The following is a 379-nucleotide window of genomic DNA, read 5'->3' on the forward strand; positions in this document are numbered from 1 at the left end:
TGTTGTTCTAAGTCAACGTTTTGGATTATCAGGATAGTTTATACGATTTTTTTATGAATGCAAATACTCTTTCATTCAGTTCTTCTAATTTGGCAACACGAATATGGTTTTCGAATTTGCTGTTCCAAAGTATGCTTTTGATAATTGGAAAATTGGTGTGTTCCTTTTCACTGTAAAATTTTAAATCTAACTGCGTTTTCATAGGTTTTACTATTAAAAAAGTTTTGTTATGTACAAACACAATACAGTTTTTAGTAGCACTTACGGTTACATTTTCCCAATCAATTATTTCAGATAATAATTTATCGAAAACAAACTCCAACTCTTCATCTTTACCTTTAAAAAGGTCGCCGATATTCACTTTAGCACAATAGTGCCA

General features: G+C 30.1%; 1 protein-coding gene. It reads right to left on the reverse strand.

What is annotated here, in order from left to right; all coding sequences use genetic code 11:
- Window positions 1–28: 28 nt before the first annotated feature.
- Window positions 29–379: DUF5655 domain-containing protein (locus E3E36_RS12825; protein ID WP_206203773.1), on the reverse strand; the 351-nt coding region annotated here is incomplete at its 5' end.

Source organism: Thermococcus sp. M36, from assembly GCF_012027355.1.
Lineage (GTDB): Archaea > Methanobacteriota_B > Thermococci > Thermococcales > Thermococcaceae > Thermococcus.